Source organism: Roseivivax sp., from assembly GCF_054552075.1.
The window spans coordinates 15,959-41,897 of record NZ_JBTOLZ010000027.1 but is presented as its reverse complement, the minus strand read 5'-3'; the positions used below and the strand labels follow the sequence as shown (position 1 = coordinate 41,897).

23 protein-coding genes are annotated in these 25,939 nt (G+C 71.1%); 12 read left to right on the top strand and 11 right to left on the bottom strand.

What is annotated here, in order from left to right:
• Positions 1-514: 514 nt before the first annotated feature.
• From ACX938_RS16905 to ACX938_RS16885, 5 genes are all read left to right on the top strand, one after another.
• The gene (locus ACX938_RS16905) at positions 515-985 is read left to right on the top strand and encodes a hypothetical protein (RefSeq protein WP_459431916.1); all 471 of its coding nucleotides are present in this window, start codon (positions 515-517) and stop codon (positions 983-985) included.
• A 94-nt stretch (positions 986-1,079) separates the two neighbouring features.
• Positions 1,080-2,111, top strand: a complete 1,032-nt coding sequence (locus tag ACX938_RS16900) for a hypothetical protein (protein ID WP_459431915.1) — start codon at positions 1,080-1,082, stop codon at positions 2,109-2,111.
• 38 nt (positions 2,112-2,149) lie between these two features.
• Positions 2,150-3,175: a hypothetical protein gene (locus ACX938_RS16895; RefSeq protein ID WP_459431914.1), complete on the top strand. Its 1,026-nt coding sequence runs from the start codon at positions 2,150-2,152 to the stop codon at positions 3,173-3,175.
• A gap of 4 nt (positions 3,176-3,179) precedes the next feature.
• Positions 3,180-8,189 carry a hypothetical protein gene (locus tag ACX938_RS16890; protein WP_459431913.1) on the top strand — a complete coding sequence of 1,670 codons (5,010 nt, stop codon included), beginning with the start codon at positions 3,180-3,182 and terminating at the stop codon, positions 8,187-8,189.
• Between the two features lies 1 nt (position 8,190).
• Positions 8,191-9,366: a hypothetical protein gene (locus tag ACX938_RS16885; protein ID WP_459431912.1), complete on the top strand. Its 1,176-nt coding sequence runs from the start codon at positions 8,191-8,193 to the stop codon at positions 9,364-9,366.
• A gap of 302 nt (positions 9,367-9,668) precedes the next feature.
• Here ACX938_RS16885 and ACX938_RS16880 read toward each other — a convergent pair whose 3' ends face one another.
• The 5 genes from ACX938_RS16880 to alr all read right to left on the bottom strand — a co-directional run bounded on the left by ACX938_RS16880 (position 9,669) and on the right by alr (position 14,958).
• Positions 9,669-10,829: an amidohydrolase gene (locus ACX938_RS16880; RefSeq protein WP_459431911.1), complete on the bottom strand. Its 1,161-nt coding sequence runs from the start codon at positions 10,827-10,829 to the stop codon at positions 9,669-9,671.
• A 1-nt stretch (position 10,830) separates the two neighbouring features.
• Complete coding sequence (locus ACX938_RS16875) at positions 10,831-12,117, bottom strand: TRAP transporter large permease (RefSeq protein WP_232754047.1); 1,287 nt, start codon at positions 12,115-12,117, stop codon at positions 10,831-10,833.
• A complete protein-coding gene (locus ACX938_RS16870; RefSeq protein WP_459431910.1) occupies positions 12,114-12,695 on the bottom strand; it encodes a TRAP transporter small permease in 582 nt (193 codons plus the stop codon). The genes ACX938_RS16875 and ACX938_RS16870 overlap by 4 nt, the downstream gene beginning before the upstream one ends.
• Before the next feature lie 74 nt (positions 12,696-12,769).
• The gene (gene dctP / locus ACX938_RS16865; RefSeq protein ID WP_459431909.1) at positions 12,770-13,768 is read right to left on the bottom strand and encodes a TRAP transporter substrate-binding protein DctP; all 999 of its coding nucleotides are present in this window, start codon (positions 13,766-13,768) and stop codon (positions 12,770-12,772) included.
• A 35-nt stretch (positions 13,769-13,803) separates the two neighbouring features.
• Positions 13,804-14,958, bottom strand: a complete 1,155-nt coding sequence (alr, locus tag ACX938_RS16860) for an alanine racemase (protein ID WP_459431908.1) — start codon at positions 14,956-14,958, stop codon at positions 13,804-13,806.
• Between the two features lie 258 nt (positions 14,959-15,216).
• Between alr and ACX938_RS16855 the strand changes: the two genes are divergently transcribed.
• The 5 genes from ACX938_RS16855 (at position 15,217) to ACX938_RS16835 (ending at position 17,849) form a co-directional block, all read left to right on the top strand.
• Positions 15,217-15,642 (top strand): Lrp/AsnC family transcriptional regulator, encoded by a 426-nt coding sequence (locus ACX938_RS16855; protein WP_232754051.1) that lies wholly within the window; start codon positions 15,217-15,219, stop codon positions 15,640-15,642.
• A 155-nt stretch (positions 15,643-15,797) separates the two neighbouring features.
• Positions 15,798-16,136 (top strand): hypothetical protein, encoded by a 339-nt coding sequence (locus tag ACX938_RS16850; RefSeq protein ID WP_232754052.1) that lies wholly within the window; start codon positions 15,798-15,800, stop codon positions 16,134-16,136.
• Positions 16,137-16,366: 230 nt separating this feature from the next.
• Positions 16,367-16,702, top strand: coding sequence for a TM2 domain-containing protein (locus tag ACX938_RS16845; protein ID WP_459431907.1), 336 nt, complete (start codon positions 16,367-16,369; stop codon positions 16,700-16,702).
• A gap of 41 nt (positions 16,703-16,743) precedes the next feature.
• The gene (locus tag ACX938_RS16840) at positions 16,744-17,379 is read left to right on the top strand and encodes a DUF4339 domain-containing protein (protein WP_459431906.1); all 636 of its coding nucleotides are present in this window, start codon (positions 16,744-16,746) and stop codon (positions 17,377-17,379) included.
• Positions 17,380-17,474: 95 nt separating this feature from the next.
• Positions 17,475-17,849, top strand: a complete 375-nt coding sequence (locus ACX938_RS16835; protein WP_459431905.1) for a hypothetical protein — start codon at positions 17,475-17,477, stop codon at positions 17,847-17,849.
• 89 nt (positions 17,850-17,938) lie between these two features.
• Here the strand turns inward: ACX938_RS16835 and ACX938_RS16830 are convergent, their stop codons facing one another.
• Positions 17,939-18,622, bottom strand: a complete 684-nt coding sequence (locus ACX938_RS16830; protein WP_459431904.1) for a type 1 glutamine amidotransferase domain-containing protein — start codon at positions 18,620-18,622, stop codon at positions 17,939-17,941.
• A gap of 258 nt (positions 18,623-18,880) precedes the next feature.
• Here ACX938_RS16830 and ACX938_RS16825 point away from each other — a divergent pair, with 258 nt between their 5' ends.
• On the top strand, positions 18,881-19,786 hold the full coding sequence (locus ACX938_RS16825; RefSeq protein ID WP_459431903.1) for a LysR family transcriptional regulator: 906 nt from the start codon (positions 18,881-18,883) through the stop codon (positions 19,784-19,786).
• Positions 19,787-19,969: 183 nt separating this feature from the next.
• On the opposite strand, the gene ACX938_RS16820 is transcribed toward ACX938_RS16825, so the two are convergent.
• The 3 genes from ACX938_RS16820 to ACX938_RS16810 all read right to left on the bottom strand — a co-directional run bounded on the left by ACX938_RS16820 (position 19,970) and on the right by ACX938_RS16810 (position 22,949).
• A complete protein-coding gene (locus tag ACX938_RS16820; RefSeq protein ID WP_459431902.1) occupies positions 19,970-20,455 on the bottom strand; it encodes an SRPBCC family protein in 486 nt (161 codons plus the stop codon).
• A complete protein-coding gene (locus tag ACX938_RS16815) occupies positions 20,452-20,793 on the bottom strand; it encodes an ArsR/SmtB family transcription factor (RefSeq protein ID WP_459431901.1) in 342 nt (113 codons plus the stop codon). The genes ACX938_RS16820 and ACX938_RS16815 overlap by 4 nt, the downstream gene beginning before the upstream one ends.
• A gap of 119 nt (positions 20,794-20,912) precedes the next feature.
• Positions 20,913-22,949 carry an oxidoreductase gene (locus ACX938_RS16810; RefSeq protein ID WP_459431900.1) on the bottom strand — a complete coding sequence of 679 codons (2,037 nt, stop codon included), beginning with the start codon at positions 22,947-22,949 and terminating at the stop codon, positions 20,913-20,915.
• A 119-nt stretch (positions 22,950-23,068) separates the two neighbouring features.
• Here ACX938_RS16810 and ACX938_RS16805 point away from each other — a divergent pair, with 119 nt between their 5' ends.
• On the top strand, positions 23,069-23,725 hold the full coding sequence (locus tag ACX938_RS16805; protein WP_459431899.1) for a TetR/AcrR family transcriptional regulator: 657 nt from the start codon (positions 23,069-23,071) through the stop codon (positions 23,723-23,725).
• Positions 23,726-23,784: 59 nt separating this feature from the next.
• Here ACX938_RS16805 and ACX938_RS16800 read toward each other — a convergent pair whose 3' ends face one another.
• The gene (locus tag ACX938_RS16800; RefSeq protein ID WP_459431898.1) at positions 23,785-25,554 is read right to left on the bottom strand and encodes a SulP family inorganic anion transporter; all 1,770 of its coding nucleotides are present in this window, start codon (positions 25,552-25,554) and stop codon (positions 23,785-23,787) included.
• A 3-nt stretch (positions 25,555-25,557) separates the two neighbouring features.
• Entirely contained in the window at positions 25,558-25,938 is a 381-nt protein-coding gene (locus tag ACX938_RS16795; RefSeq protein WP_459431897.1) for a rhodanese-like domain-containing protein, read from the bottom strand.
• Position 25,939: the final 1 nt, after the last annotated feature.

Sequence of the window (25,939 nt, the reverse complement as noted above, 5' to 3'; positions counted from 1 at the left end):
CTCGCCACCCCAAGGAGCGCCGGCCCATCGGGCCGGTCCGGCGCGCGCCCGGCATCTTCGATGCTATTCGGGCGCAAGGGGCGCTGGCGGCACCGGGGTGCTTGAGTGCAGACGCCGGTTCAAATGCATCCACTTGGAAGCCGGCCCTCCACCCTAGCAACAAGAACACCAGAGGGCGCGCTCCAGACCGGGGGCCGGCGCTGCTGCCCTCCGAGCGAAGCGCTTTATCCCGGCAAGGTCAGGGCTAAAGACGATCTAGGCACACCACTCCAAGGAGCGCCGGCCCAAGGGGCCGGTCCGGCGCGCGCCCGGCACCTTCGGTGCTATTCGGGTGCAAGTGGGCGCTGGCTGCGCCGAGGTGCCATTGTTCTTGCACCTGCGTTGTGGGCCCGCCCCCACCTCACCCAGCATAACCCCGCTCGAAATAAGGCAATTCTTTGACATTTCCTGCCCCGCGGTTGCGTCTTTTGAACCGATCGGTTCAGCTCAGGGCAAATTATCGACGGAGACGCCCATGCCCCTCCCCCGCCTTCTGACCGCCGCGCTGACGCTTGCGGCGCTGGCCGCCCCGAGCCTCGCGAGCGCCGAGACCTCCGTGGCCATGGAGGTTGTCCGCCCGGTCGCCACCGAGACCGGCGAGACCGCCTTCGAGCCGGTCGAGACCGCCCTGCCGGGCGAGCCGCTGGTCTACCGCATCGCGCTCAGCAACACCGACCCGGTGCCCGCGACCTCGGTCGGGCTCTCGCTGCCGCTCGACGGCAACCTGGCGATCGACCCGGCCTCGGTCAGCGCCGAGACGCCGCTCACCGTGCGCTTCTCGGCCGACGGGGGGGCGAGCTACGCGCCCTTCTCCGAGCTCACGATCGAGGAGAACGGCGAGACCCGGCAGGCCCAGCCGACGGACCTCACGCATCTGCAGATCGAGATCGCCGAGATCGCCCCCGAGAGCCAGGTCGCCGTGACCTATGACGCCGTCGTCCGCTAAGCCGGATGCCCTAGCCAAGTCCGCCAAGTCGAACGCCCAGGCCCTGTCCGCTCAAGCGGACGCCCCGGCCCTTCATCCAACCAGGAGACAGACCATGCCCCATCGCGCCCTGCGCCGATCGCTTCTCTGCGCCCTGTCCTCGACCGCGCTGGTCGGTGCGGCCCAGGCCGCCGGCACCGCGCCCGGCACCTCGGTGTCGAGCTCGGTCAGCATTTCCTACTCGAGCGGCGGCACCACGATCACCCAGGAGGACGCCGCCAGCGTCGCCTTCGTCGTCGACCGCAAGGTCGACTTCAGCTTCCAGGGCCAGGCCGCGGGCGACGCGGTGCTGGCCGCCCAGGGCGCCGAGGGCCAGACCATGGTCTTCCGGCTCGAGAACGAGGGCAACGATGCCTCGGGCTACGACATCGACATCGCCACCTCGGGCGAGATCGGGCTCGACTTCGACGCCGCGGGCGGCGGCGCGCCGGGCAGCTACTCCGTCTACGTGGGCGACAGCCCCGAGGTCGCGCCGGAAGACGCGCTCTACGACATCGCGGGCACGGCGAACCTCGGCGACCTGGCCGCCGACGCGGTGCGCTTCGTGAAGGTGGTGGCGCATATCCCCGGCAGCGCCGCCGATGGTGCCACGGATGCCTTCGACGTGACCGCGACGGCGCTCGATCCCGGCACCGACACGGTGACCACCGAGATCCGCGGCCAGGGGCTGCAGGGCATCGACACCATCCTGACCGACCCCGGCGAGGACGGGCTCGAGCTGCAAAGCGAACGCTACGTGGTCCAGGCCCCGCAGCTCTCGGCGCTGAAGGAGGCGGCGGTGATCTCGGAGAACCTCGACGGCGGCTTCGACTGCGGCAGCGATCCCGCCGATCCCGCCGCCGAGGCCGCGGTGCCCGGGGCCTGCGTGGAATACACCATCTCGGTCACCAATGCCGCCGAGGCCGGCTCGGACGCGGTCAATGTGACCATCACCGACGCCCTGCCCGAAGGCATCACCTATGCCGGCACCACCGCGACCACCGGCTTCGACCGGGTGAACGAGGCCGGCGGCACGGTGACCGCCGAGCTTGCCGCCCTGGCGCCCGGCGCCACCGCCAGCTTCCGCATCCGCGCGGTGGTCGACTGATGCCCGCCAGAGAGACGACAGCAGCACCGGAAAGAGCCATGACCCAAGCCCGCATCCTTTCGCTGACCGCCTGTTGCGCCGGGGCGCTCGCCGCGCCCATGGCCATGGCCGGGGGCCAGGCGCCCGGCACGCCGATCTCCAACGCGGTGACGGTGAGCTATGCCTCGGGCGGCGACGTGATCACCCTGCCCGGGACCCCGGCGGCCAGCTTTTCGGTCGACCAGCGGCTCTCCTTCACCTTCGCGCCGCTCGACGATCCGGCCAGCGTGAACGTGGAGCCGGGCGCCGCCACGCAGGAGATCCGCTTCCTGCTGACCAACACCGGCAATGCCGCGGCGCCCTTCGACATCGACCTCTCCGCGATCGAGGACCAGCTGGGCCTCCGCTACGACGCCGAGGCCAGCGGCGCCGAGGGCACCTATTCGGTGGTCCTGCGTAACGCCGAAGGCGCCGAGGGCACGCCCTATGATCCGACCGGCACCCAGGCGACCCCGGCGCTTGCCGCCGACGGCGCGCTGATCGTGGTGCTGCGCGCCTCGATCCCGCGCAGCGCCAGCGACGGCCAGGTCAGCGCCTTCGAGGCCAGCGCCGTGCCGCTCGCACCGGGCGGCGGCGAACGCCAGCCCGAGGTCACCGGCCAGGGGCTCGAGGCGGTGGACATCGTCTACGGCGACCCCGGCGGCGACGGCCGCGAGGCGGGCTCGGCGAGCTACCGCGTGCTGGCCCCGCAGCTCTCGGCGGTGAAGGACGTGGTGGTCATCTCCGAGAACCGCGCCGGCGGCTTCGACTGCGCCAGCGGCGCGCCCGAGGTCGGGGCCGAGGCCTTCGTGCCCGGCGCCTGCGTGGAATACACGATCACCCTGTCGAACGCCGAGGCCGCGAGCAGCGCCGCCACGCTCCTGGCCTTCAACGACGCCCTGCCCGAGACGGTGAGCTATACCGCCATCGCCGGGAACAACGGCTTCGACGAGGTCGCGGTCCGCGACGGCGTGATCCGCGGCGAGGTCGGCAGCCTGGCGCCCGGGGCCTCGGCCACGGTGCGGGTGCGGGCGACGGTCGATTGACCGGATGCGCCGATCTGATGCGATTGCCCGCTGGCGCCGGCTCGTCCCGGCGCTGGCCCTGGCCGCCGCCGCGCCCGCGGGCGCGCAGGACCGCCTGCCCAGCGGCGCGCCGGAGCCCGCGCCGGCGGGCGAAGAGATCACCAACCGGGTGATCATCGAGTTCGGCCCCGAGGGCAGCACCCTGCCCCCGATCGAGGCCGAAAGCACGATCACCGTCCTCGCCCCGGAGCTGCCGGGCGAGCTGACCGCCTTCCGCGTCGCGGGACAAAGCGCCGAGGCGCTTCGGACCGAGATCGCCCCGGCGGATTACAGCGTCAGCGGCAGCCCCTCGGGGCCCTTCGACCGGGTGCCGCGCGCCGCGCCCGCGCCCATGGCCACGCGCATCGCCCCGGCCGAGCGGGTGCGATCGGATGAAGACGTGATCTTCCTGCTCGAAGATCCGCTCGAGAACACCGACCCCGAGGCGCGCGACGCCGCGACCCTGCGGATCACCGATTCGGTCAGCGGCGACAGCGAGCTGTTGCGGATCTACGAGACCGGCAAGAACACCGCGACCTTCGCGGGCGCGATCTGCGCCTGCAGCGACAGCCCGCGCGGCCCCGACGGGGTGCTCGCGACCGAGGCCAACTCCCGCGTCATGGCCCGGGCCGCCAGCGCCCGCGCCCCCGACCGGGTCTTCGAGGACAGCGTGACCGTCGGCCCGGTCACCCCGCGCGGACGGGTCTTCGACAGCCGCAGCGGCACGCCGCTCAACGGCGCGCGGATCACCATCATCGACGCCGAGACCGGCGCCCCCGCCGAGGTCTTCGGCGAGGACCTCGAGGCCCCCTTCCCCGCCACGGTGACCAGCGGCGGCCAGGTCAGCGACGCCTCGGGCGAGACCTATGACTTCGCCCCCGGCAGCTACCGCTTTCCCTATGTCGAGCCCGGCTCCTACGTCTTCGTGATGACCCCGCCCGAGGGCTACCTGGCGCCCAGCTCGCGCCGCCCCGAGGAAGTCGCGCCCCCACCCGGCGGCGCCCCCGAAGTGACCGGCGCCTCCTATCTCGAGCCCTTCGACATCTCCCCCGGCGAGGTGCTGGTCTACGACATCCCGCTGGACGGCGCCGCGCTGGTCGACGTGAGCCGCAGCGGCTCGGCCGAGCGGCTGACCGCGGGCGAGGCGATCCGCTACACCGCCACCGTCGGCGGCTCGGTCCCCGGCGAGACGCGGGTCGATGTGACCGACCTTCTGCCCGAGGGGCTGAAGCGGGTGCCGGGCTCGCTCAGGATCGACGGGGCCCGCCCCGAGGCCGAGGTCACCCGCTCCCGCGATGGCCGGCAACTGGTGATCTCGGACATGGTCCTGCCCGAGGGCCGCCGCCGCAGCATCACCTATACCGCCCGGGTCACCGTCGCCGCGCCCGACCGCGGCACGCTGACCTCGCGCACCAGCGTCTCGGGAGAGAGCTTCAACACCGCCTCGGCGCAGCACCGGCTCGAGGTCGGCCCCGCCTTCGCGCGCGACGAAAGCGCGGTGCTGGGCGAGGTGGTCCTGGGCTGCGGCCCCGCCGCGGGCCCGCCCGAGCGCGACCTCTCGGGCATCCGCGTCATGCTGGAGAACGGCCGCTTCGCCGAGACCGACGCCCGCGGGCGCTTCACCCTGCGCCGGGTGCCGCGCGGCGGCCATGTGCTGGCGCTCGACCGTTTCACCCTGCCGCGCGGGCTGGAGCCGGTGCTCTGCCGCAACAACACCCGCCGCGCCGGGGCGGCGGGCTCGGTCTTCCTCGAGACCCGCGACGGCTTCGCCCGGCGCATCCGCTTCCACCTGACCGAGGTGCCCCCGCGCGAGACGCCCGACCCCGAGGTGCCCGCGCCGCCGCGGATCACCGGCTATGACGCGGATTGGCTCGACGCCGCGCCGCGCCGCGCGGGCCTGCATTTCCCGCCCGAGGGCTTCCTGCCGCCGGTGCGCAGCCTCTCCGCCGCGGTGGTCCGGCAGAAGGGCCAGACCGCGCGGCTGTTCCTGAACGGCACGCCGGTGCCCGAGATCTACCGCCGCCCCGCCGTCGCCGCCGAGGGCGGGGGGCGCTTCCTCGACATCTGGCGCGGGGCGGAGCTCGACTTCGGGGTCAACGACCTGCGGCTCGAGATCCGCGACGCCAGCGGCACCCTGGTCCGCCAGGAGACCCGGCAGTTGCGCTTCACCGACCGCGCCGCCCGGCTCGAGGTGCTCGAGGAGATGTCGGATCTCTCCACCGATGGCCGCGCCCGCCCACTGGTCGTCTTCCGCGCCACCGATGCCGAGGGCACGCCGCTGCACCCCGGCGCCATCGTCGCGATCAGCGTCGAGCGGCCCTTCGCCTTCGCCCCGGGCGAGCGGCTGAACGGCGCGCGCCAGGGCGCCGAGCCGATCCAGCGCACCACCGCCAGCGTCGATGCCGACGGCCGCTTCCGGATGCGCCTCGCGCCCAGCCGCCGCTCGGGCCTCGCGCGCTTCACCCTGCGCGACGGCGAGCGCGAGCTGACCGCCAGCGCGCCGATCTCGGCGGCCGGCCGCGACTGGACGGCGGCGGGCCTCGTCGAGGCGCGGCTGGCCGGGCGCGATGTCGCCCGCGCGCTGAAGACCCCAGGCGACCGGCGGCTCCTGAGCTTCGGCGACGCGGCGCTCGACGGTCATGCCGCGCTCTTTCTAGAGGGCATTGCCCCGGGCGGCTGGCACCTGACCCTGCGCTACGACAGCGCCATCGACCCCGACGAACGCGACTTCTTCGCCGAGGACCCCGAGCGCGACTACCTGGTCTATGGCGACGAAAGCACCGAGGGCGATGCCGCCAGCAGCCGCTCGCCGCTCTACCTGCGGCTCGAACGCGGTGGCACCGATCTGCTCTGGGGCGATTTCGACACTGCGATCGGCCGCGAGAGGCTGGCCGAATACGACCGCCGCCTGACGGGCGCCCGGGCCAGCTTCACCGGCGAGACCCAGGCCCTGCGCCTCTTCGCCGCCGAGACGAGCCTTGCCTATGCCGAGGACCGCTTTCCCGCCGATGGCACCACCGGGCCTTTCGACCTGAAGCGCAGCGACATCCTGCCCAATTCCGAAAGCCTGACGGTCGAGACCACCGCCCGCGACGATCCTACCCGGGTCATCGCCCGCCGCGAGCTGACCGCCGGGCGCGACTACAGCATCGACTACGTGGACGGGCGGATCTTCCTGGCCCGCCCGCTCCGGGCGCGCACGCCCGATCTCGACCGCAACACCCTCGTGGTCCGCTACGAGACCGAGACCGCGCGCCGGAGCGGGGTGATCCTCGGCGCCCGCTACGAGGTCGCCCCGACCGAGGACCTGAGCGCCGGGGTGACGCTGGTGCACGAGGACGACGTCGGCGGCACGACCGGGGCGGGACAGCTCGGCGCGGTCGACGCGCGCTACCGCTTCTCCGAGACGCTGACCGCCCATGGCGAGCTGGCGCTCTCGCGGCAGGGCGCCTCGAACCTGCTTTCCGATCCGCGCGTGACCCATGCCGCCGAACTGGGCTTCCGCTTCGACGATGGCAGCACCACCGCCGAGGGTTACCTGCGCTCGCAAAGCACGGGCTTCGGCATCGCCAATCTCACCCCCGATCCCCAGCGCATCGACATCGCGCATCTCAGCGCCGACCTCCTGCTCTCCGAAGAGGTGACCGAGGGGCCCGACGGCGCCGAGACCCGCCGCAGCCTGCGCTTCCAGGGCCAGGCCCGGCTCGAGCGCAACGCCGAGACCGGCGAGCGGCTCGAGATGGCCGAGGCCAGCCTGGTGCGCAGCCGCGACCGCCTCACCCGCAGCGCCGGACTGCGCTACGCCGGCCGCCGGGGCGCGCCGGACCGCGACGACGGGCAGGTGCTCAAGGGTTTTCTCGGCAGCGAATATGAAAGCGCCGACGGACGGCTGCGCCTGGCCTTCACCCAGGAGCTGACGCTCTGGAACAAGGGCGAGCGGGCCGAGGCCGACCTCGGCGCGCTCTCGGTCGATTACGCCCTGACCGAGAGGCTGCGGCTCACCGCCAGCAACGAGGTCGCCTGGGGCGAGGATTTCCGCGTCGACATCCTGGCTGTCGGGGCCGAGCTGACCCTCTGGGAGGGCGCGCGGCTCTCGGGCGGGCTGGTCAATGCCTCGGGCCGGGACCAGAGCCAGACCGTCGGCCACCTGGGCTTCGACCAGGCGCTGCCCCTGAGCGACCGGCTGAGCGGCTATTTCGGCCTGGAGGCCCAGGACGCGCTGGCGGGCGACCTGGCCGAGACCGGCCCCGCGGCGCGCGGCGGGCTGACCAACCCGCGCCTCTCCGAGGGCTTCGTCAGCGCCAGCGCCGGGCTCGAACACGCCGGGCCCGACTGGCGCGGCGCGGTCGATGCCGAGCTGGGCTTCACCACCGAAAGCGATCACGCAAGGCTGCAGCTCGAGGCAACGACGCCGCTCTCCGAGGCGCTCTCGCTCGGGGCCCATGCCAGCTTCTTCTGGTCCGAGGGCGCCGAGGGGGCGCTCGAACGCGACCACGAGATCAAGCTCAGCGCCGCCTGGCGCCCCTTCGACCGGCCTTTCGTGCTGCTCAACCAGCTTAGCGCCCGGCGCGAGGTCGCGGGCGACACCGACGAGACGCGGCTGATGAACGAGCTCTTCCACACCCGCGAGCTGACCGACCGGAGCGAGCTCTCCCTGCGCCACGGGCTGAAACATGTCTCCCGGTCGCTCGGCGGCGGCGAGACGGCAGAAGAGGTGCTGACGCTGGTCGGCGCGGAATACCGCCGCGACCTGACCGACTGGCTCGATGTGGGCCTGCATGGCGCCAGCCTCTGGGCGATGGAGGACGGCAGCCAAGAGGGCTCGGCCGGGGTCTCACTGGGCTTCACCCCCTTCGAGAACGGCTGGATCGCGCTCGGCTACAACGTCGAGGGTTTCGCCGACCCGGACTTCAGCGAGGCGGGTTACACCGACAAGGGCGCCTTCCTGCAGTTCCGCTTCAAGATCGACCAGGACAACTTCAACGAGGTCTTCTGAGATGCGCCCCGGCCCCTTCCCCCGCGCGCCCCGGGCGGCGCTGATCCCCCTGGCTTGCGCGCTAAGCCTCGCCGCGGGCGGCGCCGGGGCCGCGACCTGCGCCAGCCCCGAGGCCGAGATGCTGCTCGACTGGTCCGGGGCCGGCTGGAAATCCGGCGCCCGGAGCGCGTCCCTGCCCGCCGAACGCCGCGCCGGCCCCGAGGCGGGCCCCGCCGATGCCGTCGGCCTCGATCTCTCGGGCGCCACCTCGCGCATCCGCCCGGGCTACCCCGAGGCCAGCTCGGAATTCACCGGCGGGCGCGGCGCGGGCACCGACAGCCTCGCGCTCCTGATGGATTTCGCCAACAACAGCGAGGCGCTGACCCTGCGCTTCGACTTCCCGCGCGCGGTCGAGGGCCTCTCCTTCGCGATCTTCGACATCGACTACCTGCCCTATCGCACCTCGCGCGGCCGGGTGACCCAGCGCGGCTTCCGCGACGGGGTGGAGATCACCGGCTGGACCGCCGAGGGCGCAGCCGTCACGCCGCAGCTCTCCTCGCCGCATATCCCGCCCGGCGCCCGCAGCGCCTCCGGCGCCTCGATCTACCTCGGCTCCCCCCTGACCGACCGCCAGGCGGTGGGCTACGAGCGCAACGCCGCCCCCGCCGACGACATGGGCAACCTCGAGGTGCGCTTCGCCCAGCCCGTCGCGGCGCTGAGCCTGCGCTATACCAACGGGCTCTACCCGCCCTCCTCGAACCCCCAGGCCCAGGCCATCGCGCTTTCCGACCTGAGCTACTGCGCCCCGCTCGGCGCCGAGCTCTCGGTCAGCAAGAGCCAGCGGGTGATCTCCGAGGACGGCGCGGCCTGCGCGACCCTGCCAGCCGATGACAGCCCCGCCCCCGGCGCGCCCGGGGGTGCCGCGATCCCCGGCGCCTGCATCGAATACCGCATCGCGGTCACCAACGAGGGCGACGCGCCGGCCCGCCAGATCGCGCTCAGCGACAGGCTCGACGCGGCGCTGATCTTCCAGGCCGCCCGCGCCACCGGCTTCGCCGGCGGCACATCCGCCGAGCTGGTCAGCCACCCCGCCAAGGGCACCCGCTGCGCCGCCGGCGCCTGCACCGTGGCCCTCGACGGCGCCGAGCTCTCCCCCGGCGCCAGCGGCGCCCTCCTCATCCGCGCCAAGGTCCGCTGACCCCGGCCCAGCGCGGCCCCGGACCACAAGCGCCCACCCCCGCCACGCGAAGCCCACCGCCAGCCAGGATCCCACAACCGCCGCCGCGAAAGATCCCCGGCCCCGCAAAACCCGGCACACCCGCCCTGAAACCAAGCAACACCCGCAATGAAGCCCCCTTCCAGGCCTGACCGGGCCCAAAATACTCCGGGGGTGAATGCGGGCCGAAAGGCCCGCAGAGGGGGCAGCGCCCCCTCCCCCGGGTCCGGGACGCCGCAGGCGGACCGGACCCCAACAAACATGCTAAAACAAAGCGCGAAGCCCTACCCCGCCCAGACCTCCGCCGCCGCCGCGAGGAAGACCCGCGCCACCGGCCCGATCAGCGCGTCGGGGTAGTCGTAGTCCTGGTCGTGCAGCGCCGGGTGGTCGCTGCCCGCGCCGGTGAAGATCATCGCCAGCGGCCCGAGCCGGGCGAACTGGCCGAAGTCCTCCGAGGGGCGCCAGGGCTGGCCGCGGCCCGAATGGGTGATGCCCGAGCGGTCGAGCGCCGCGCGCAGCGGCACCACCGCGTGGGGGTCGTTGACCACCGCGTCGAAGACATCGGCGTAATCCATCTCGACCTCGAGCCCGTGGCGCGCGGCGATCTCGCGCACCAGCGCCTCGGCGCGTTCGCGCATCCGCGCCATGGCGCGGTCCTCGAGGCAGCGCAGCGTGGCGCAGACCTCGGCCTCGCCCGGCGCGATGCCGAAGGCGCGCTCGCCCATGCGGCAATGGGTGATGGTCGCCATGGCGAACTCGGGGTGGTCGAGCGGATGCGCCGCGCTCAAGCCTTCGAGCGCCACCAGGATCTCGGCCAGCGCGCCGCGCGGCGAGACCCCGGTCTCGGGCTGGGAGGCATGGGCGGTACGCCCGGTCAGCCGGATCGTCAGTCCGCAGGAGGCGCAGGCGATCGGCCCCTCGCGCAGCGCCACCTGGCCAAGCGGCAGCCCCGGCAGGTTGTGCTGGGCGAAGATCGCCGCGGGGCGCAGCGCGGCGAGCCGCGGGTCCTCGAGCATGGCGCGGGCCCCGGCGCCGGTCTCCTCGGCGGGCTGGAAGACTAACGCGAGGCTCCCGCGTTCGGGCCGCACCCGGGACAGCGCCCGCCCGACTCCCAGGAGCGTGACCATATGGCCGTCGTGGCCGCACAGATGCCCCCAGCCCGGCCGCACCGAGACATGGGCGCTTTTCCCGGTCTCCGGGATCGGCAGCGCGTCGAGCTCGGCGCGCAGCATCACCAGGGGGCCCTCGGATTTGCCCTCGATAACCCCCATGACGCCATGGCCGCCGATCCCGGTCTCGACCCGGTCGACGCCGATCTCGCGCAGAAGCCCGGCGATCCGCGCGGCGGTGCGCTCCTCCTGCCCCGAGATCTCGGGATGGCGGTGCAGGTCCCAGCGCAGGGCGGTCAGCGCGGCGATGTCGTCTTCATTGAGCTCGGGCGTCATGTCACCCGAATATCAGGTTCGGCAGCCAAAGCGCCACCTCGGGAATGAAGGTGGTGATCAAAAGCGTCGGCAGCCAGGCGAAGCCGATCATGATGAAGGTGGGCTTCAGCATCTCGGTCACCGGCGTGTCGGTCACCTTGGCCCCGAGATAGAGAAGCGGCGCGGTCGGCGGGGTGATATTGGCCATGCCGAGGTTCACGCCGAGGACCGCAGCGAAATGCACCGGGTCCATGCCCACCGACTGCACGATCGGCAGAAGCAGCGGCGCCGAAAGCAGGAGCCCCGAGATGTCGTCCATCAGCATGCCGATCAGGATCATCACCAGGTTGACCATGAGCAGGATCACCACCGGGTTCTCGGAGATCGAATAGATCAGGTCCTCGGCCATGCCGGGGATGTCCTCGAAGACCAGGAAGCGGCTGACGATGACCACCATGAAGACCATGAGCATCACAACCCCGATGGTGATGCCGGCGTAGCGCAGGGTCGGCAGGAAGTTCTCCACGGTGATGCCGCGGTAGATGAAGAAGCCCACGGGGATCGCGTAGACCACCGCGACGCCGGCGGCCTCGGTCGGGGTCATGATGCCGCCGTAGATGCCGCCGAGGATGATCGCCGGCATCAGGAGGGCAGGCAGCGCGTAGCCGCCGCGCCGGGCCAGCTCGCGCGGGAGGTTGTCGGGCCGGGGCGGCAGCTTCAGCTCGGCCTTGCGCATCAGCACCGCGTTCACCAGGCACAGAAGCGCGATCAGGATCAACCCCGGCACCACGGTCGAGAGGAAGCAGCGCAGCACCGACTGCTGGGCCACCCAGGCATAGAGGATCTGCGACGACGACGGCGGGATCAGCAGCCCCAGCGGGCAGGCGCTGACGATGATCGCCGCGGCGGGACCGCGGGGGTAATTGGCCTCTTTCAGATGCGGCATCATGATCGAGCCGATGCAGGTCAGCGTCGCCGCCGCCGAGCCCGAGATCGAGCCGAAGATGCCCGAGGCGATGACCGCCGCTCCGCTCAGCCCGCCGCGCAGCCGGCCGATCAGAAGCTCGGCGATGGCGACAAGCGGCGCGGCGATGCGGCCGCGTTCCATGATCGCGCCGGCCAGGATGAAGAGCGGGATCGCCAGAAGCACGACGGAGTTCATCTTCCAGTGCCCGGTGGGCAGGAAGCCGGTCACGTCGTGCCCGCCGAAGACCCCGATGAAGACCAGCACCCCGCCGAAGGCCATGGGCACGCTGACCCCGATCACGAGGAGCGCGCAGATGATGAAGAGCGAGCCGAGAATGATCATCGCGCGGCCTCCTCGGCCTGGGCTTGCACCGGGTCGTCGCCGACCTCGGGGGAAAAGGCCTCAAGCGGCAGGCGCAGCATGATCCAGAGCCGGAGCGCGCTGTAGAAGGCCATGAGCGAGAAGCCTGCGAAGATCGCCGCGCGGGGCACCAGGAAGGGAATGCGCAGGGCGATGGTGGTCTGCCAGCGCGGGTAGTCGCCGACCTCCTCGATCATCATCAGCACCGCCCAGTAGACCAGCGCAAGAAGCACCACGAGTTCGATCGCGGTGATCGTCACCGCCCGGATGCGGCGCTTTCGCGGGTCGCTCAGCGCGAAGTTCAGCAGGTCGGCGTTGACGTGCTTGTCCTCCCAGGTGCCGAGTCCCGCGGCCAGGAAGTAGAGCCAGAAGCAGACGATCAGCAGCCATTCCTCGTAGGCGAAGAGATCCGCCTCGAAGCCGTAGCGGAACAGCACGACGAAGAAGAACGTCAACGCCATGATCAGGCAGCCAAGGCAGACGTAGATCGTCTGGAGCCGGAGCAGTCCGCGCACCAGCCGCGCGAGCCCGGGGGAGAGGTGGTCCGCTGGGTCGGCCATCAGCGCCTCCTTCCTGGTCGGTTGGGAAAAAAAAGGGCCGCGCGATGACGCCGCGCGGCCCCGGGATCAGCGGCTCAGTTGGTCGCCGGCATCAGCTGGTCCATGACCTCCTGGCCGACGATCTCGGCGATGCCCGGCCAGACCTCGGCGCGGACGGTCTCGGCGATGGCGCCGCGCTCGGCGTCGCTCAGCTCGACCACCTCGTAGCCGGTTTCCTCGAGCTTGGAGAGGTAGCTGGCCTCGTTCTCCTTGGCGAAGGCGAAATACTTCTCTGCGGCGTTGTCGAAGGCGGTCTGCACCACCTCGCGCTGCGCGTCGTTCATCTCTTCCCAGGTCTCGGCCGAGGCGTAGTAGGTGGTGTTCTCGACCACCGCGCCATAGGGCACGAAGACCGAGCCCACGTCCGAAGTGGCGAAGGCGGTATAGGCCAGCTGCGCGGTGCAGCAGATCGCGCCATCCACGGTGCCCGACTGCATCGCCGCGAAGACCTCGCCCCAGTTCATCGTGGTGGCGTTGAAGCCCATGGTCTCGACGGTGCTCTTGATCACCTGGCTCGACCAGACGCGGATGTTCATGCCCTTGTCGCCGAGGCTCGCGGCGTTCTCGGGCACCTCTTCGGCGACGACGCCGATGAAGCCCTCGGGCGCATTGGCCAGGAGCTTCAGCCCGAGCATGTCGAGGCGCTCGGCGAAGATCTGGTTAAAGGCGCTGTCGGAGTTCAGGTAGGTCGCTTCCATCTCGTCGAAGGAGGAGACCAGGTAGGGCAGCGAGTTGATCTCGAGCACCGGGTCGCGCTGCGCGTAGATCACCGAATGCACCAGGTCGACGTTCCCGCGCGAGGCGTCCTCGAAAAGCTCCTCGCCCGAGCCGAGCTGGCCCGAGGGGAAGAGCGTGACCGACAGGCCCACGTCGGCACCCTCGATCTCCTCGACGACCTCTTCGAGGATCTGGTTGCCGAAGTGCTCGGCCGGCACCACGCCGGCGAGCTTCAGGCGCATGTCGTCGGCCGATGCGGCCCCGGCGCCCAGCGCGAGCAGCGCGGCGCTGGCGGCGAATGTCTTGCGAAGTTCCATCTCAGTCTCCTGTTGGCAGTGAAGGGAGCGCCCGTTCAGCGGGTTCTGTTCTTGGCGGCGGCCTGCGGCGGGCCGCCCGAATACTGGCGCCGGTTCGACCGGCCCCAGTCGCAATAGAGGTCGGCCATGATCGTGCCGCTGGCCTCCTCGACCATGGCGCGCGTCACGCGGGCCGCCCCGTCGGCGCCGAAGAGCGTGACGGTATCGCCCGGCGCGGCCTCGGGGATGTCGGTCACATCCACGGTCAGCGCGTTCATGGAAATCTTGCCGATCAGCGGCGCGAGCCGCCCGCGGACGGCGACCTGCGCGCTGTTGGCCATGCTGCGGCGGATGCCGTTGGCATAGCCGATGGACAGGTTCGCGATGCGGCTTTCGCGGCCCAGCACATGGGCGCGGTCGTAGCCGATGCTGACGCCCTCGGGCAGGGTGTTGACGCTGGTGATCCGGGCGCAGAGCCGCATGACATCGGCAAACTCGGCGCGCGCACCGACGATGCCCCAGAGGATCGCCCCGGCGCGCAGCATGTCGTATTCGATGCCCGCCTCGGCCAGGAGCCCCAGCGAGGACGCCGCATGCACGGTGACCGCGTCGCGGGACAGCCCGCCCTCGGAGAGGCACCAGGCCACGTCCGCCTCGAAGCGGGCGCGGCTCGCGGCCAGGTCCTCGGGGTCATGGGCGGGGAAATGCGTGGTCAGCCCGGCGATGCGCAGCCCCGGCATGGCGAGGATCTCGCGCGCGGTGGCGCGGCCCCCTTCGGTGGCGAGCTCGATGCCGTCGCGGCCCATGCCGCCGGCGTTGAGCGGCAGATGCACGGGCACCGGCGCGTCGGGGTCGGAAATCGCCCGGGCGGCCTCGGCGCTGGTGGCCAGCTCCTCGACGCCGAGCCCCGCGACGTCGCGCGCCTCCGCAAGGCTCGCCCCGCGCAGCCGCATGATCCGGCCGGTGAAACCCGCCCGGCGCAGCGCCAGCGCGTCCTGGTTGCTGGTGATCCCGGCCCAGCTCACGCCGCCTTCGGCCAGCACCGGGGCCACGCGGTCGATGCCATGGCCGTAGGCGTCGGATTTCACCACCGCGCAGTAGTCGCAGCCCGCGGGCAGCCGCGCCTTGATCGCCGCGAGGTTGGCGGCCAGCGCGTCGAGGTCGATCTCGACCCAGGCGTCGGGCAGGGATATGGCGCCGTCGCTCCGCATGATCAGCCGCGCGCGGCCCCGTGTCCAAAGGGGTGTCCTGCGGCGCGGAAATCATCGGCGGGTCGGGGCGCGACGGCCCCTGCGAATGGCGGCATTGCCATGGTCTTATCCGGGTTGAATGCGTGCTTTCCCAATCCCCGCCGGCGACAGCGGGTTGTTAAAGCCTAAGAAGGGCGCGCTGTGCACTGACATTGCAAAAATGACTCGCGCGGTGTGAAATACGGCGCAATTCGTGACATTGATTGGAGCATTTTGTTCATGAGACTTGTCGACGAAACCGACCGGGAATTGATCTCGGTGCTGCGCCGCGACGGGCGCGCGCCGGTCTCGAAGATCGCCGAAATCCTCGACGTCTCGCGCGCCACCGTGCAGCGCCGGCTCGACAGCCTGGTCGAGGACGGCGTGGTCCTGGGCTTCACCGTGCGCGCCCGCGAGGCGGTCGACGCCGAGGGCGTCTCGGCGATGATGGCGCTCGAGGTGCGCGACCAGAACGCCTCGGCGGTGATCCGGCGGCTGCGCGGCATCCCCGAGCTGCGCACGCTCTATTCGACCAACGGCAAATGGGACCTGATCGCCATGATCGAGGCGCAGGACCTGTCGGATTTCGACCGCGTTCTGGGCGAGGTCCGCGAGGTCACCGGCATCGCCAACAGCGAGACCAACATTCTTCTGAGCGCGGTCTGAACCGCGCGGCGCGGTCCGCACAACCCCAGATTGAGTATTGCGCGCCCTGCCGCGCAAAGCTTCACCCCGGATACGGAAACAATCCGCCCGGACGCGCGTGATTATTCCGCGATAACCCGGGTTCGCATTTTTGCACTTTATGAATGATTGACAGAATGGCCGGCGCCGATGCAACTTCCCCGGCATTTCCTCGGGAGTTTTTCGTGCGAGTGTTTTCCGGTCCGTATTTCTTGACCTATGCCTTTCTCGGTCTGGCGGCCAGCGCGCTGGCCGCCGAGACCACCCGCGAGTGCCGCGGCGAAGGCGACGCCCGCATCTGCGCCACGATCACCACTCATGAGGACAATTCCATGGTGGTGAAAACTTCGGATTCCGAGGGAAATACCTATGAAATCCGCAGCTGGAGCGACGCCAAGGGCACCCATAGCGTCGACAGCCGGGGCAACCGCTGCACCATCACCCGCAGCGGCGCGATCATCGGATGCGGCCAATGACAGCCCCTGCGCGCGTGGCGAAGGGCCCGGGCCTCTCGAGGCCCCGCGCGAGACATTCGGCAATTTCGATCCATTGCTTATTCCGCCTTTATTGCGCCGCAATTCGCTGTGTCTTTCCAAACACGCTTATTCTCATTTCCCCGGCATTTTCCCAAGACCGGGCGAAATCACTTGGCGGATGGCCCCGCTTTCCCTCTTTCTAAGCAATCAATCATAAGTTGAGGTATTCCATGTCCCTGACAGTCGATCAGCAGATCCTTATCGAACAGCGCGTGAGCAATGACGCGCGCTCCCCGGTTGTCGCCTACCTGCTCTGGTTCTTCCTGGGCGGGCTCGGCGGGCACCGCTTCTACCTGGGCCGGACCGGCTCGGCGCTGGTGCTCCTGGTGCTGATGCTCGGTGGCATCGCGACCTCGGCCTTCCTGATCGGGCTGCCGCTCTTGGCGATCGCGGGCTGCTGGCTGCTGGTCGATGCCTTCCTGATCCCCGGCATGATCCGCGCCGACACCGAGGCGCTGCGCAGCCGGCTGACCAAGGCGGGGATCACCGGCGGGCCGGTGCAGTAAGGCCCCGCCCAGGCGGGGCGCAACATGCTAGGGAGGCAAGGATGGCAGAGACTGGCACACCCCCGCGGCAGGCCCTGGCCCCCGTGCCGCCCCGGGTCGAGCCCGCGCTGACCGGGAAACCGCCGCATCCGCTCGATGCGCAGTGGTTCATGAATTCCGAGGGCGAGACCTATGGCCCCTACAGCGGCCACGCCCTGCGTCAGTTCGCCGGGGAGGGGCGACTGACGCCCGAGACCGAGGTGATCCGCGACGGCGCCGGGACCTGGACAACCGCAGCCGAGGATACCGCACTGCGGCGGCTCTTTCCCGACCTGCCGGCGCTCAGGCCGCAGGGCGCGGTGGCGGGCACCTCGGGCTCGGCGGGCGATCACGGGACGGTGGTGCAGATCACCAATACCGTCTCGACCCCGCGCCCGGCGGCGGCGATCCTCGAGCCCGGGGCGAACAAGTCGCCGGGGCTCGCGCTTCTGTTGTCGCTGGTGATCGTCGGGCTCGGGCAGATCTACAACGGCGAGACGGCCAAGGGCATCATGATGTTCCTGGGCTGCCTGCTGCTCTGGGCGCTGCTCCTGGGCTGGGTGATCCACATCTGGGCCATGGTCGATGCCTATTCGCGGGCCAAGACGCTCCGGTCGCAATACGAGCTTTGGCAGCTCGCGCAGGTGGCGGCCCGATGATGCGCTCCTGGACCCTCTCGCGCCCCTGCGCGCAATGCCGGCCGAGCGCCGCGGCGCGGCGGGCGACCTGCCCCGCCTGCGGACGGCGTCATGCCATGGGCCCCACGACGCTGGAGCTGCCCCGCCTGCCGGTCTGGATCGACCGGCCGCTCGCGGGCTGGCTGCGGGGCCGCGACCTGCCCGAGATCGCGCTGCACCTGGCCTGCGTGCCCTTGCTCCTGCCCCTGCCGCTGGCCGCGCTGGCGCTTGGCGGGCTGCACCTGGCGCGGCGCGGCACCCGGGGCGACCAGCGCGAATGGCTGGTCATCATGGCGACCGCGGCGCTGAACCTGGGGCTGAGCCTCTATCTGCTGCACCTCCTCGGCGGGGCGCTGGCCGAGACCGCGCTCGAGGGGCTGCACGACCTCTGGCGGATGGTCCTGCCCCTGGGCGGCGAGGCCCCCGGCCCCGCGCCTTCGGTCGAGGTCTAACGCCCGGCCTCGTCACGCAAAACGGCGGCCCCGGGCATTCCCGAGACCGCCGTATCCACGTCACGCCGCACAAGCGACGGCGCGTCACCTTATTTCAAGAGCGCCAGCACCTTCTCGGCCGCGCCTTCCGAGGAGGCCGGGTTCTGCCCGGTCACCAGCCGCCCATCGGCGACCGCATGGGGCTGCCAGTCCTCGACACCCTCGAAATCGGCGCCCAGCTCGCGCAGGCGGCTTTCCAGCAGGAAGGGCATGGCCTCGGCCAGGCCCACGCCGCGCTCCTCGCTGTCGGTGAAGGCCGAGACCTTGCGCCCCTTCACGATCGGCGCGCCGCTGGCGTCCACCGCCTTGGAGAAGGCCGCCGGGCCGTGGCAGACCGAGGCCACCACCTTGCCCTGGTCCCAGGCGGCGCCGATCACCTTGGCGACCAGGTCACTTTCGGCCAGGTCGTACATCGCGCCGTGGCCGCCGGGGATGTAAAGCGCGTCATACTCGGCGATGTCCTGGTCCTCGAGCTTGTCGGGCGTCTCGAGCCGCGCGGTCGCCGTGGCATCCTCGCGGAAGCGCGTCACCGAGGCCGGGGCGTCCTCGCCGGTGGCGTCGGAATTGGGGTCGATCGGCACCGATTTGCCGCCCAGCGTGACCAGCGTCACCTCGTGGCCGGCGTCGAGGAAGGCATAATAAGGCGTCGCCAATTCCTCGTACCAGACGCCGGTCGATTTGCCGGTCTCGCCGAGGACATCCGATGCGGTCGAAAGAATGAGAATACGTGCCATGCTGCTGTCTCCTAGCGGTCAAAATCCTTGGTCGGGGTCGGGCGCGGCCCGGGAAAGGTGCGGCGCCGAGAGCCCGGTCAGGGCGTCCAACACCGCAGGTGGGGCGCTTGTTCCTGATCTTGGCTGGCGCGGCATCGCGGCCTCCTGTCCCATGTCGGGCGGCGCGCTTTGCGCCCCGTCGAGGGCAGAGATAGGCGTCGTGCGCCCATATGAGAAATTGATGCAGACAAGGTCAGAAATCGATATTCCGGGGATATGATGCCCGACCTCGCCCTGCTGCGCGTCTTCCATGCGGTCATGGAAGAGCGCAATGTCACCGCCGCCGCCGAACGGCTCGGCCAGTCGCAAAGCACCGTCAGCGCCGCGCTCTCGCGGCTGCGCGAGGCCTTGGGCGACGAGCTGTTCCTGCGCGCCCGCTACGGCGTGGAGCCGACCGAGAAGGCGCTGGAGATCGCGCCCGACATCGCCGCGGGGCTCGAGCGGCTGGAACAGGCCTTCCGCGCTGCCGAGCCTTTCGATCCCGGCCGCACCACCCGCCGCTTCCGGCTGCTGCTGGGGCCTTACGTGGAGATCGTGCTCTTGCCCGAGCTGGCCGCCGCCTTCGCCGAACGCGCCCCGCTCGCGGCGCTGGAGATCGCGCCGCTGGGCCCCGACCTCGACCCGCGCAGCCTCGCCGGGCGGGCCTTCGACCTGGCGCTCGGCCGGTTCCACAGCGCGCCCGAGGAGCTGGTGGTCTCGGAGCTTTTCGAGGACGGGTTTCGCTGCCTCGTGGCGCCCGAGGCGCTGCCGGAGGGCGCGCCGCTCGACCGGGAAAGCTACGAGCGGCTGCCGCATGTGGTGGTCGCCCCGCCGGGCAAATGGCGCACCGGGCTGCACAAGCGGATGGAGGGCACGGGGCTGCGCCGCAACACCGCGCTGGTGGTCTCGCATTTCCTGTCGGCGCCGCCGGCGGTGGCGCGGCTGGGCGGGATCGCTACGGTGCCGCGCCGGGTGGCGGCGATGACCGCCGGGCCTTTCGGGCTGCGCGACCTGCCGGTGCCGGTGGACCTCGGGCAGTTCCCGAGCCAGATCGCCTGGCACCCGCGCCTCCGCCGCGACCCCGGCCACGCCTGGCTGCGCGGGCTGGTGGGCGAGATCGTGGCGGGGTTCAACGGGACGGGGTGAGGGCCCGGGTCTGCGAGTGAGTCAGGCAGGCGGCGGATGCGCGGGGTCTAGGCTGTGCCGCGACGCCATCCGCAGAGACCAGCACAACGCGCGGGCAGTATCGCCCCAACGGCGCGGCGCGCGGCCCTTACGCGCCACACGGGGCGGCGCACACCGCCGCGCCCGCGCCGCCTGCCCTTCCACCTACCGCGCCGAGGCCTCCGCCTGCAGGCTCTGCGCATAGGCCTCGAGCTGCGTCGCCACGGTGCCCCAGCCGCCGTGAAAGCCCATCTCCTCGTGCTGGGCCCGCGCCGCCTCGGAGCGGTGGCGCGCCGTCGCGGTGTAGGAGGTGCCGCCCTCGGGGTGGTCCTCGAACTCGATGATCGCCGTCATGAAGGGGTCGGCCGCGGGCTTCCAGCCCTCGGAATAGGCGTCGGTGAAGACCAGCTTCCGGCCCTCGATCACCTCGAGCACCACGCCGAGGTTGCGCATCTCCGCGCCCTCGACCCAGAAGGTCGTGTTGAACCGCCCGCCGGGGCGCAGGTCGATCTCGCAGTCGGTGACCTCATGCGGCTTCGGCACGAAGAACTGCTTGATATGCGCGGGCGTGGTCCAGCACTCCCAGAGCAGCGCCCGGGGCGCGTCGAGCCGGCGGGTGAAGGTCAGGTCGGTCGCAGGGTCGAGGATCATTTCTCGCGCTCCTTTTTCAGGGAAGTGACGTAATCGTCGAAACGGTCGAGCCGCCCGGTCCAGAGCGCCCGCTGTTCGGCGAGCCAGTCCTGCACCGGGGTGAAGGCATCGGGCGCCAGCGCGCAGACCCGCACGCGGCCCTCCTTGGCCGTGGTGATGAGCCCGGCCGCCTCGAGCTTCCTGAGGTGCCCCATGAAGGAGGGCAGCGCCATGTCGTGCGGGGCGGCCAGCTCGCTGACGCTGGCCCGCCCGCGCGCGAGGCGGGTCAGGATCGCCCGCCGGGTCGGGTCGCCCAGCGCCGCGAAGTGCAGATCGAGTCGGGGGTCATACTTAGCCATATGACTAACAAAGCACGGCACCCCGGCGCGCGGCAAGGAAAACTTAGGGTGTTGCATAAGTTTTGACGGCGCGCGGGCGCGCGACGGGCCTTGCGCCGCGCCCCCGGCCTGCCCCCGACCTAGAGCACCTTGCAGAGCCGCAGCGCGTCGTAGATCGCCGCATGGGTGTTGCGCGCCGCCACCGCGTCGCCGATGCGGAAGAGCTGGTAGCGCCCCTCGGGGTTGCGCGTCACCGCCTGCGGCTGACCCGCGATGAGTGCCTCGTAATCCACCTCGCCGAGGTTTCTGGAGCCCTCCAGAAGCTCGAAATAGACCTCGTCGAGCGGCCGCGTGCCGTGGTTCACCACCACCTGGTCAACGTGGCGCGTCCGGCGCGCGCCGCCGTAATCACTGCCCAGCGTCGCGGTCAGCGCGTTGCCCTCGCGGCTCACGCCGGTCAGCACCCAGGTCGGGGTGAAGGTCACCTCGCGCTCCTGCAGCGCGCGCAGCGCGGGGGTCAGCGACATGGCCATGACCTCGGAAGAGATCGTCCGGTCGCGGGTCACGATCTCCACCTGAGCCCCCGTGGCGGCGATCTTCTCGGCGGCCTGGAGCCCCGCGTAATCGCCCGCGTCGTCGTAGATCAGCACCCGCGCGCCCGGCGCCACGTCGCCCGAGAGGATGTCCCAGGTCGAGACCACCAGCCCGTTGCCCTCGGCCAGCACCTCGGTGTGCGGCAGCCCGCCACTGGCGACGACCACCACGTCGGGGGCCTCGGCGGCGACACTCTCGGCATCAGCGAAGCTGTTGAACCGGAAGGTGACGCCCATCCGCGTGCATTCGGCGAACCGCCACTGGATGAGCTGCATCATCTCGGCCCGGCGCGGGCTCTGGGCGGTCAGGCGCACCTGGCCGCCGGGGTCGTTGGCCGCCTCGTGCAGGATCACCTCGTGGCCGCGTTCCGCCGCGACCCGCGCGGCCTCGAGCCCCGCCGGCCCCGCGCCGATCACCACCACGCGGCGGCGCGTGTCGGCCTTCGGCACGGCATGCGGCTGCTCCAGCTCGCGCCCCGTGGCGGGGTTGTGCAGGCAAAGCGCCATGCCGCCCTGGTAGATCCGGTCGAGGCAGTAGTTCGCGCCGACGCAGGGGCGGATGCGCTCTTCCTCGCCGCGCAGGATCTTGGCGACGATATGGGGGTCGGCCATATGCGCGCGGGTCATGCCGACCATGTCGAGCTTGCCCGAGGCAATGGCGTGACGGGCGGTCGCCACGTCCTGGATCTTGGCGGCGTGGAAGGTCGGGAACTTGGTCGCGGCGCGGATCTCTCCGGCGAAGTCGAGATGCGGGTTGGCCCGCATCCCCTGCACCGGGATCACGTCGGTCAGCCCGGCGTCGGTGTCGATATGGCCGCGGATCACGTTGAGGAAATCCACCAGCCCGCTGTCCTTCAGCCGGTGCGAGATCTCGAGCCCCTCGGTCCGGCTGATGCCGCCGGGCAGGTCCTCGTCGGCGACGTAGCGGATGCCGACCAGGAAGTCCGGCCCCACCCGCTCGCGCACCGCGCGCAGCACCTCCATGGAGAAGCGCATGCGGTTCTCGAGACCGCCGCCGTAGGGGCCTTCAAGCGTGTTGGTGGCCGGCGACCAGAACTGGTCGAGCAGATGGCCGTAAGCCTGGATCTCGATGCCGTCGAGGCCCGCCGCCTTCATGCGCTCGGCGGCATCGGCGTAATCCTCGGTGATCCGGGCGATGTCCCAGGGCTCGGCCTTCTTCGGGAAGGCCTTGTGCGCCACCTCGCGCTCGTGGCTCGAAGAGACCACCGGCAGCCAGTCGGCCTTGTCCCAGCGGGTGCGGCGGCCAAGGTGGGTGAGCTGGATCATCACCGCGCAGTCGTGCTCGTGGCATTCGTCGGCGAGCTTCTTCATCCAGCCGACCACCTCGTCCTTCCAGGCGAGGATGTTGTTGAAGACCGGCGGGCTGTCCCGCGCCACCGAGGCCGAGCCCGCGGTCATGGTCAGCGCCACCCCGGCGCGCGCGCGTTCGACGTGATAGGCGCGGTAGCGGTCCTTCGGCATGCCGTCTTCCGGGTAGGCCGGCTCGTGGCTGGTGATCATCAGCCGGTTCTTCAGGCGCAGGTGCTTGAGGTCGTAGGGTTGAAGCAGGGGATCGTTCGACATCGGCGGCCTCCCGGGGCGGATGGGGTGATCCTTCCGCACAATGTTCACTTGTGTCAATATTTAGATCATCACTGTCTATTTTTCTTGTGACCCCGCGCCCCGCGGCCTATCCTGAGCCCATGGCAGACAGGTCGACCATCCCGCCCGAGAAGGCCTCGGGCTGGCGCGGCTCGCGCGCGCTCTGGCTCGAGGCGGCCAAGCTGGCGCTGATCGAGGGCGGGCTCGCGGCGGTGAAGATCCAGCCGCTCGCGGCGCGGCTGGAGCTGTCGCGCACCAGTTTCTACTGGTTCTTCAAGGACCGCCGGGCGCTGCTCGACGCGCTGCTCGAGGATTGGGACGCCAAGAACACCGGCGCCTTCCGCGACGCCTGCGCGGGCTACGCCGAGACCATCGCCGAGGCGGTGCTGAACCTGATCGTGGTCTTCCACGACGAGGCGCTCTTCGAGCCGCGCCTCGACTTCGCGGTGCGCGGCTGGGCGCATCAATCCGACGCGGTCACGGCGCGCGTGAACGCCGCCGACGAGGCCCGGCTCGCCGCGATCCGCGAGATGTTCGAACGCTTCGGCTTTGCGCCCGAGGACGCCGACGTCAGGGCCCGCACGGTCTACCTCGTGCAGATCGGCTATATCGCCATGCAGGTCGAGGAAGACCGCACCCTGCGCATGGGCCGCGTGCCGGCCTATGTGCGGACCTACTGCGGCGTGGATGCAACGCCGGGCGAGCTGGCCCGCTTCCACGCGCGGCTTGGGTATGTGGCGGAGGAGGACGTGGCGTGAAGGGGGTGGCTCGCTCACCTGTCCATCCCAAATAACGCGCCCCGCCTAGGCCCCCGCGCCTACCGCCCCTGCCCCACCGCATGCGGACCGACCGTCGGCTCGGACAGCGCGCAGGCGCCGGGCGCGCGCAGCGCCTCCCAGGCCTCGCCCTGCGACAGGAAGACCTGCCCGGTCAGCTCCTCGCAGAACCGGCTCCGGCGCAGGCGGTCCATGACCGGGCCCTTCACCTCGCTCAGGTGCAGGCGCAGGCCGGCCTCGCGCAGCCGGGTGTTGATGGTCTCGAGGCTCTCGAGCGCCGAGAGGTCGACCTCGTTCACCGCCGAGAAGACCAGCACCACATCCGTCAGCTCCGGGCGCTCGGCCACCAGCGCGGCGACGCGGTCCTCGAGGAAGCGGGCGTTGGGGAAATAGAGGCTCTCGTCGACCCGCAGGCTCAGGAGATGCGGCTGGGTCTCGACCCGGTGCCGCTTCACGTTGCGGAAATGCGCGGTGCCGGGCACCCGGCCCACCACCGCCATATGCGGGCGCGAGGTCTTGTAGAGATGCACCAGCACCGAGGCCGCGACCCCGGCGCTGACCCCGGCCTCGACACCGACCAAGAGCGTCAGCCCCATGGTCACCACCACCGCCAGGAAATCAGCTCCGCTGAAGCGCCAGGCGCGGCGCAGGATCGACAGGTCAACGAGGTTCAGGACCGCCACGATGATCGTCGCGGCCAGCGTGGCCTTGGGCAGGTGATGGATCAGCGGCGTGAGATAAAGCGCCGCCAGCGCCAGCCCGAACGCGGTGAAGGTCCCGGCGGCGGGCGTCCGCGCCCCGGCGTCGTGGTTGACCACCGAGCGCGAGAAGCCGCCGGTGACCGGGAAACCGCCGCTGAACCCCGCGCCGATATTGGCCGCGCCGAGGCCGATCAGCTCCTGGTCGGGATCGACGCGCTGACGGCGCGAGGCGGCCAGCGTCTGGGCGACAGAGATCGATTCCACGAAGCCGATGACCGAGATCAGGACAGCCGGGCCGATGAGCTGGGCCAGGAGCTCGGGCGAGAGGCCGGGCATGCTGAACGGCGGCAGGCTGCCGGGCACCGCGCCGACCACGGCGACGCCCCGGGCGGAGAGATCGAAGGCCCAGACGGCGCCGGTCGTCGTTGCAATCACCAGGACCGGCCCGGCCTTGGCCGCGATGTCGGCGAGCCGCGGGCCGGCACCCAGGGCGCGCAGCGCGGGCTTCAAGCCCCTGCGCATCCAGAAGAGCGCGATCAGCGCCGCGCCCCCGATGGCAAGCGTCGGCAGGTTCACCTGCCCCGCTTCGGCGGCGAGCGACGCCAGAATCTCGGCCAGCGTGTGCCCGCCACCCTCGATCCCGAGGATGTGGCGCAGCTGGCTGGCGGCGATCAGAAGCCCCGAGGCGGTGATGAACCCCGCGATCACCGGATGCGAGATGAAATTCGCCAGGAACCCCAGCCGCAGCAGCCCCAGCCCCACCAGGATCAGCCCCGAGAGGAAGGCCAGCGTCAGCGCGGCGGTCGCATAGTCCGCGGTGCCCGCCTCGGCGACCTTGCCCACGGCGGCGGCGGTCATCAGCGAGACCACGGCAACCGGCCCGACCGCGAGGCTGCGACTGCTGCCGAAGATGGCATAAAGCAGGATCGGCACGATCGAGGCGTAAAGCCCCGCCTCGGGCGGCAGCCCGGCGAGCAGCGCATAGGCGAGCGACTGCGGCACCAGCATGATCGTCACGATCAGCGCCGCCAGGAGGTCGGCGCCCAGCGTCGCGCGGGAGTAGCCGCGGCCCCAGTCGAGGACCGGCAGGTAGCGGGCAAGCGGGCGCATCGGTCAGTCGAGCGGCAGGCCGTCGCGGCGCCAGGCCGCCAGGCCGCCCTCGATCACCCGCGCCTCGTAGCCCATGCGGATGAGCGTATGCGCGGCGAGCCAGGCCCGGGTGCCCGAGGCGCAGAGGACATGCACCGGCCCTGCCCCACGCTGGCGGGTGAGCGCCGAGAGCGCGGCGGGGCTCTCGGGGTCGGCGCGCACTTCGAGGAGGCCGCGCGGCACATGCAGCGCCGCGGCGATGCGCCCGTCCGCGGTCAGCTCTCCCGGCTCGCGCACGTCGAGGATCACCGCGCCCGTCTCAACGGCGGCCTGGGCCTCGGTCGGGGTGCTGGCTGATGCCACCGCGCGGGCCGAGGCCAGCATGTCCTTGATGCCGATGGGCATG

Coding starts and splice junctions, on each gene's coding strand:
- ACX938_RS16905 (WP_459431916.1), top strand. CDS start 515: ATGCCCCTCCCCCGCCTTCTGACCGCCGCGCTGACGCTTGCGGCGCTG.
- ACX938_RS16900 (WP_459431915.1), top strand. CDS start 1,080: ATGCCCCATCGCGCCCTGCGCCGATCGCTTCTCTGCGCCCTGTCCTCG.
- ACX938_RS16895 (WP_459431914.1), top strand. CDS start 2,150: ATGACCCAAGCCCGCATCCTTTCGCTGACCGCCTGTTGCGCCGGGGCG.
- ACX938_RS16890 (WP_459431913.1), top strand. CDS start 3,180: ATGCGCCGATCTGATGCGATTGCCCGCTGGCGCCGGCTCGTCCCGGCG.
- ACX938_RS16885 (WP_459431912.1), top strand. CDS start 8,191: ATGCGCCCCGGCCCCTTCCCCCGCGCGCCCCGGGCGGCGCTGATCCCC.
- ACX938_RS16880 (WP_459431911.1), bottom strand. CDS start 10,829: ATGACGCCCGAGCTCAATGAAGACGACATCGCCGCGCTGACCGCCCTG.
- ACX938_RS16875 (WP_232754047.1), bottom strand. CDS start 12,117: ATGATCATTCTCGGCTCGCTCTTCATCATCTGCGCGCTCCTCGTGATC.
- ACX938_RS16870 (WP_459431910.1), bottom strand. CDS start 12,695: ATGGCCGACCCAGCGGACCACCTCTCCCCCGGGCTCGCGCGGCTGGTG.
- dctP (WP_459431909.1), bottom strand. CDS start 13,768: ATGGAACTTCGCAAGACATTCGCCGCCAGCGCCGCGCTGCTCGCGCTG.
- alr (WP_459431908.1), bottom strand. CDS start 14,958: ATGCGGAGCGACGGCGCCATATCCCTGCCCGACGCCTGGGTCGAGATC.
- ACX938_RS16855 (WP_232754051.1), top strand. CDS start 15,217: ATGAGACTTGTCGACGAAACCGACCGGGAATTGATCTCGGTGCTGCGC.
- ACX938_RS16850 (WP_232754052.1), top strand. CDS start 15,798: ATGGCCGGCGCCGATGCAACTTCCCCGGCATTTCCTCGGGAGTTTTTC.
- ACX938_RS16845 (WP_459431907.1), top strand. CDS start 16,367: ATGTCCCTGACAGTCGATCAGCAGATCCTTATCGAACAGCGCGTGAGC.
- ACX938_RS16840 (WP_459431906.1), top strand. CDS start 16,744: ATGGCAGAGACTGGCACACCCCCGCGGCAGGCCCTGGCCCCCGTGCCG.
- ACX938_RS16835 (WP_459431905.1), top strand. CDS start 17,475: ATGGGCCCCACGACGCTGGAGCTGCCCCGCCTGCCGGTCTGGATCGAC.
- ACX938_RS16830 (WP_459431904.1), bottom strand. CDS start 18,622: ATGGCACGTATTCTCATTCTTTCGACCGCATCGGATGTCCTCGGCGAG.
- ACX938_RS16825 (WP_459431903.1), top strand. CDS start 18,881: ATGCCCGACCTCGCCCTGCTGCGCGTCTTCCATGCGGTCATGGAAGAG.
- ACX938_RS16820 (WP_459431902.1), bottom strand. CDS start 20,455: ATGATCCTCGACCCTGCGACCGACCTGACCTTCACCCGCCGGCTCGAC.
- ACX938_RS16815 (WP_459431901.1), bottom strand. CDS start 20,793: ATGGCTAAGTATGACCCCCGACTCGATCTGCACTTCGCGGCGCTGGGC.
- ACX938_RS16810 (WP_459431900.1), bottom strand. CDS start 22,949: ATGTCGAACGATCCCCTGCTTCAACCCTACGACCTCAAGCACCTGCGC.
- ACX938_RS16805 (WP_459431899.1), top strand. CDS start 23,069: ATGGCAGACAGGTCGACCATCCCGCCCGAGAAGGCCTCGGGCTGGCGC.
- ACX938_RS16800 (WP_459431898.1), bottom strand. CDS start 25,554: ATGCGCCCGCTTGCCCGCTACCTGCCGGTCCTCGACTGGGGCCGCGGC.
- ACX938_RS16795 (WP_459431897.1), bottom strand. CDS start 25,938: ATGCCCATCGGCATCAAGGACATGCTGGCCTCGGCCCGCGCGGTGGCA.